Here is a 5,782-nt window from a genome sequence, read left to right as displayed (position 1 = left end):
TCGGACCTTCGACCGCCAGCCCATCCGCGCGACTGCTGAGTAGAGGCCGTCTGCCGGCCGTCTACTACGATGACGGTGTGAGTACCCACCTCCTCGCCCTGACCAGCCTGATCGGCAAAGCCACGAGCCAGGAACCGGCATAGGCGGCGCAGGGCGCAAAGTAAGGCAGCAGGCGAGACCCGGCCACGCGCAATCCCTCCTGGCGTGGAGCGGTGGGCTGTTCAGGGCGATCCCTATCAGCCGCGCGATCTTCCAAGTCCCGCAACTTGGGGCCGCGACGCTCGTTGCGCTCCTCGGCACCAGCCAGATGCCCACCTCGGTGAGGGCGGACAGTCACAGATGGATGGGTCTCGCGCAGTGTGAGATCGACTCGCCGCGGTTGATTGAATAGAGCACTTGATAAGCGGCGTCATCCTGATCCAGCGGGGATCTCAAACCTTGCGCGCACCATCATGGAGCGGCAGCTTGCGACCCTGGGCAGGCATTCGAGGTGTCGCCAGCAAAAGACCGCTCGCGGTGGCGCAGCGGTCCTTCAGGCGGCGTCCACACCTATGCGAGCCGGACGTGCGCCGAACGCGGTTCATCTGCCCGCGCGGGCCGCAGCTTGCGCTATCAGGCAGCAGGCAGTACCAATAAAGCAACGGCAAGTCTGCTGATTTAGGTTGACAATGCGGTCTGAAACTCGCGACGAAATTGCAGAGGCGGAAGACACACTTGGCCAGCGCCTACTCGCCGTTATGACTGAAATGCCACTCAGCAAAACGGAGGTCGCAGAGGCGATCGGGATCCATCGGCGCACACTCAGCCGCTGGCTGAAGTCCGAGGGCACGAGTTTCAGACAGGTTGTCAAGGACGCGAGGTTTAGCCTCGCAGCGCAGTTATTGATCGACACCAACATGAGCTTGACTGAGATCTCGGCTGCGTTGGAGTTCTCTGAGCCCGCCGCGTTCACGCGCGCCTTCCGGCGTTGGACTGGCATGACGCCAAGCGTGTGGAGAAGGAAGCACCGGCACGTTGAACGGCAATGTGCCGCTGACCGTCCAGCCGGTGCTCGTCCGCGTCAGCGCGACCGTTGGCGTAAACGCTCCAGCCTGAAGAACGCGCGGGTGCGATCCGGCAACTCGTAAATGTGCTTGGCCAGCAGGCGTGGTTGGATGCTGTCGGCGAACGTCCGCTTCCAGTCGCGAAACAGCCGTTTGCAATCGACTGGCTGAATGCCTGCTTCCCACCCATCTCGGACGTTCGATCCAAGACACTAGTAGACCCCGATCAGCTTCGCTCCCGCGACCAAGAGGACCAGTCCAAGAGCCCTCTGGATTACAGGCACGGCAAACCGAATACCGAAGGCGGTCCCGAGAAGGGCTCCTAGCAGCACGGCAGCCGCAAACAACGGAAGGTCGGCCGGAAGCGCTCGAACGATCGACAGATTGCCGAAAAGCCCTGCGACCGAGTTGCAGAGGATGAACAAGGCCGCGACACCGGAGGCCGTCTTCGTCGCGGACCACCCCATGAACAACAACACGGGCGAGAGGAAAATCCCGCCGCCTGTTCCGGTCAGGCCCGAAAGGAAGCCGATCCCGGCACCACCGAGCACGCCACCCCAGATTGGTGGATCATGGGGCTCGCGATTGGCACCCAACTCCCCAGGCCAGAGGAGCCGGGCCGCGCCAAAGAGGAGCACCACGCCGACAATGGGTCGGTAGAAGGCTCCTGGAAGTTGAATGGCCCCGCCGATGAAGGCCAACGGGACGGCTCCGACCAAGAACGGCCACAGCACGCGCCACCGGAACATTCCGGCTCTGAGAAATCGGAATGACGTGAAGGTCGCGACGAGGATGTTGAGGACCAAGGCGGTGGGGCGCATGACGGCCGGAGCGACCCCAAACAGCGCCATGAGAGCAATATAGGCCGACGCCCCGGCGTGTCCGACCGCAGTGTAGAGGGCCGCGCCCGCGAACATGCACGCGGCGAGTAGAAGCTCGGCAGAGATAGGCATGGCACGACCGGCGCTTGTGCGCTCGATGAGAGGACGGTGCCCGTTCTACCGTCGTGCCGGTGCGCTTCACGGCGGGCGACCAGCGCGCCGTGGGGCTAGGCCACTGCTACTGATCATGTCAGATCGGATCAAGCCTCCGCCGAGAGTGAACGTCCGCTTCCCACTCCAAGCAGACCTCGCGAGCGTGTACCAAGCGTCAGATCTGGACCACTAGCCGTAGTGAGAAATGCCGGCATCTCTGACCGAACATGCGTCGAGAGATCCAACGGCGTGTGAGTTGAGGCCTCAGGACGCTTCCGTCAGCCTCAATCAGATCGCGCGGCATCGTAGTCGTCCAGATACCTCACTGTCGAATTCTCTTTCATTTCGTCAATCGGAGCCCCTGAGGGCTACACCGACACCACTGGGCTGCGAATGGTGCCCTGATGAGACTTCCATTCAGGATCAGTTCGATGTCGATCAAGAGCGGCCTCCCACTCGTCACGCCTTCGTGGAGGTGGATATCTGGCTCTGGCGTCCAGCATTTGTGTCCGCAGCGTGTCTGGACAGCGCGCTTCGCGCACTTGGTAGAGGACGAGTTAGCAGTCGAGGAACTAGGACCTTCGAGGTCTGTGGACTTCGCGCCGTCTATTTCGACCTGCAATTGCGAGGGCAAGTCAGTTAGGGCGCAGGGCGGGAGAGGTGGCGACCTCGACCTGCGCCCTGACTGGTCAACGACCGAGGTCGAGCCGAAGGCGAGCCCTCGGTTGGAGAATGATCTCAGGTCAGTACTCCAACGACGTGTTCCACGGGAGCGCCGCTGGCGCACCGCTCCCGGTGAATTGGGCGAGGGAGCCGTACGGCTACGGCCTCGCCTTCGGCGAGTTCTTCGCCTTCGTTCCCTCCCCCAATTCCGCTGCACAGCGGTTGATCTCGATTAAGTAATAATTATGTCCGCAAGATATATATAGATTCATACAGGCCGCGGACCTATTATATAGATATTGTATACGAGGCATATTATTCATGGTACGAGTTCGAGTTCTTATTGGCGCGCCCGGTTCGGGCAAGACGTCACTTATGATTCGGGAGATGGCGAACCACGCTGCCCCCTACATCTTCGCGACGAGCCGAATTGCATTGATCGCTGAACGCATCAGCGACCTACGACAGAAGGCAGAGAAGGCCGGCACCCGCCCTTTGATCCGAGCAATTCATGGCGAAAACGACGACGCTCAAAGGGGCATTCCCGTTCTGCGTCAGATCGCTGACGTTCCTACGCTCCCTACCGGCGAGGAACATGTGGTCGTGTTCATCACACACGAGTGCATGATGCAAGCTGATCTCAGCCACTTCACTGGCTGGCACATCTATATCGATGAGAGTCCGGCAGCGGTTATTTCGAACGCAATGCACGTGCCCGCAACGGCCACATACCTGGAAGCGACCTACGATCTCTTTCCGACAACGCATTCGAAGTGGTGGCGCGTCACGCCGAAGTCGAGCGCTCCTAATGCGGCATCGATCAGGCATGACGATTACGTGCGTGATCTCGTGACCTTCGACAAGCGGGCGCGCTCGCCGCAAGGCGTTCATGTGAATGTCGGTGGCTGGAGCGACGTCAAAGGAAGCTCGATGCCTCTCAAATGGTGGTCGGCTTGGACCCCTGCCGAACTCTCAGCATTTAAAACCGTGACGATTGCTGGAGCGGGCTACCGCCATAGCATCGGCTACAAGGCGGCTCAGGCATGGCGCGCTGATGAATTGGAATTTCAGACTGAGGAGATCGCTGCGCCGGAGCGAAGCCATCGTCCTCGTGTGCTGATCAACTACTTCACGTGCCATCGCGGATCTACTGCTTTCTGGAAGCGCGATGGGGAGCATTGTTTGTCCCAGGTGGGTGATTATCTCAAGAACATCAGAGATCTTGGGTATTGGTCATCGAATGCGCATGTGCGACCATACTTCGTTGGAGCCGGCCTGCACGGCGAGTGGATCTCTCCTCGACAGGAAGGTACCAACGCACTTATGCATCATACTTCCTGTGCGTTCATATATTCCTCCAAGGCGTTGCCTTTCGATGGTCCATCAATGGAGATGTTCGGGCTGAAGAGGTCTGACATAGAGCGGGCGCGCGAGATCGAGGACATCGTCCAGTTCACACTGCGTGGGGCGCTCCGCCGATCTGATTTCGATGGGATCTATAACGTCTATTTGTACGATCAACATCAGGCGAATGCGCTAAAGGAATATCTGGAAAATGAAGGTATCGGCATCGCCGATCTCGTGCCAGTTACCGAGGCCGGCATAATGGACGTTGAACGGAAGAAGCCGGGTCCAGAGAAAAAGGTGCTGGACGAGCGCAGCCAGGAGGAGATCCAGGAACGGCGACGCAAGGCCAACACGATGTCGAAGCGAAATGCTCGGGCCATCGAGAGAGAGCAGAAGAGGAGTGCCGGGATTCTTCGACCACGCGGGCGTCCGCCAAAACATTGGCTGGAATCATCCGGTTCGACGCCTAAACGTCCTGAATGATCGATGAATTTTGAAAAGATAAAGTATCCAAATCATGAAGTAACACAATGAATTCCAGCCATAATCACAGAAATATAAAGATTACTCTTCCTGGAGGCCGACACACAATCATGAATATCGATTCGTATTCTTTTTCAGAGTCTATCGCTAAGCACAATCGCGACGAACGGAGCCGGAAGATCGCGTTCGAAGGGGAATGGACGTACGTGCTCTACTTAGATGAATATGATACAGAAATAGGGGACTGGCTGTCGGACAACGGGATCGAGTATGGTGTCACGCAGATTTGGGAAATACTCGAAGACGGCGCTGATTCACATGCCAACATTCTGATTGGCTTCAAACGGGATCGCGATGCGATACAATTCAGGTTGCGCTGGCAGGGTTAGACAGCGTCGTAGCTCCATCCCTGTCAGGACCGGCACAAACACCCCGGCCCGTCTGCTGATCTACATATTCATAACTGCTCCGCTATTACCTGCGCGCCCGCGTGAGCACTACACCCCAATCGACGCTCACTCTGAACGGAAGAGTGAAGAACCGCGACGTCGCCGTTGCCAACGCCACCTGCGGATGGCATCTGCTTCGCTTCATCGTCAGCCTAGGAAATGCTCAGGTTGAGAAGCTGTTCTTCTATGCCGGCTTTTTGTTCAATTGCGCGCGAAGGCCCGCCTGTCGTTCCGATGATCTGCGTTGTTCGGTGTTGATCTTGTCCTGCAAGCTCTGCTTGCGCAAATTTTCTCGCCGATGTTGAGCGGGACTCATTGGGGGGATGCCACCTGATTGACGTATAGCTGGACTTTCGGGTTTGATAGGCTTTCGAGGTTCAGCCTCCGCAAGTAGATCAGCATTTGATTTGAGCTTGCACGACTCCTCCTCCAGGCCGCCGATGAGGTGCGGTAATTGGTAGCCGTAACCAACTAGACGATGTGTGCAACTCGTCGTCCTATTCGTTCTCGGGTCGTAGTACCCTAGTGTACTGTGCTGATGGTCCGTGATCGTATGGACACCGTGGGCGTCCACGCTGATGTAGGCGATCACATCGTGATTGGCTGTGGTGAGTGTCGTTTTTTTCATGCCGATATTTAGCTCAATCGAAGTATCCGACCATACGGAGCGGCGGCTCGGGATCAGTTCTCAAAGGGAGGGTTCGAGAGCGAGCATCCGGTGCACGGCCGCCTCGTCGAGGATGCGCTTGGCGATCGTAGTAGACGGCCGGCAGACGGCCTCTACTCAGCAGTCGCGCGGATGGGCTGGCGGTCGAAGGTCCGA

Annotated in this window: 5 protein-coding genes; 4 read left to right on the top strand and 1 reads right to left on the bottom strand. The window is 58.2% G+C overall.

Going from position 1 to position 5,782, the window contains the following annotated elements; translation table 11 throughout:
- The first annotated feature begins 139 nt into the window (after positions 1–139).
- Together ACKUB9_RS33915 and ACKUB9_RS33910 are read left to right on the top strand one after the other, a co-directional pair.
- Positions 140–391, top strand: coding sequence for a DMT family transporter (locus ACKUB9_RS33915; protein WP_407531050.1), 252 nt, complete (start codon positions 140–142; stop codon positions 389–391).
- A gap of 277 nt (positions 392–668) precedes the next feature.
- Positions 669–1,127: a helix-turn-helix domain-containing protein gene (locus tag ACKUB9_RS33910; RefSeq protein WP_407531049.1), complete on the top strand. Its 459-nt coding sequence runs from the start codon at positions 669–671 to the stop codon at positions 1,125–1,127.
- A gap of 128 nt (positions 1,128–1,255) precedes the next feature.
- On the opposite strand, the gene ACKUB9_RS33905 is transcribed toward ACKUB9_RS33910, so the two are convergent.
- Positions 1,256–1,996: a sulfite exporter TauE/SafE family protein gene (locus ACKUB9_RS33905; protein WP_407531047.1), complete on the bottom strand. Its 741-nt coding sequence runs from the start codon at positions 1,994–1,996 to the stop codon at positions 1,256–1,258.
- Between the two features lie 1,071 nt (positions 1,997–3,067).
- Here ACKUB9_RS33905 and ACKUB9_RS33900 point away from each other — a divergent pair.
- Together ACKUB9_RS33900 and ACKUB9_RS33895 are read left to right on the top strand one after the other, a co-directional pair.
- A complete protein-coding gene (locus ACKUB9_RS33900; protein WP_407531045.1) occupies positions 3,068–4,510 on the top strand; it encodes a hypothetical protein in 1,443 nt (480 codons plus the stop codon).
- A 110-nt stretch (positions 4,511–4,620) separates the two neighbouring features.
- Positions 4,621–4,899, top strand: coding sequence for a hypothetical protein (locus tag ACKUB9_RS33895; protein ID WP_407531043.1), 279 nt, complete (start codon positions 4,621–4,623; stop codon positions 4,897–4,899).
- Positions 4,900–5,782: the final 883 nt, after the last annotated feature.

Origin of the sequence: Methylobacterium oryzisoli (assembly GCF_046557895.1) — a bacterium.
Classification (GTDB): Bacteria; Pseudomonadota; Alphaproteobacteria; order Rhizobiales; family Beijerinckiaceae; genus Methylobacterium; species Methylobacterium oryzisoli.
The sequence above is the reverse complement of the archived record's forward strand: the minus strand, read 5'-3'. Positions and strand labels throughout refer to the sequence as shown.

Excerpts from the sequence above, each read along its gene's own strand:
- ACKUB9_RS33910 (WP_407531049.1), top strand. The coding sequence starts at position 669 with ATGCGGTCTGAAACTCGCGACGAAATTGCAGAGGCGGAAGACACACTT.
- ACKUB9_RS33905 (WP_407531047.1), bottom strand. The coding sequence starts at position 1,996 with ATGCCTATCTCTGCCGAGCTTCTACTCGCCGCGTGCATGTTCGCGGGC.
- ACKUB9_RS33900 (WP_407531045.1), top strand. The coding sequence starts at position 3,068 with ATGGCGAACCACGCTGCCCCCTACATCTTCGCGACGAGCCGAATTGCA.
- ACKUB9_RS33895 (WP_407531043.1), top strand. The coding sequence starts at position 4,621 with ATGAATATCGATTCGTATTCTTTTTCAGAGTCTATCGCTAAGCACAAT.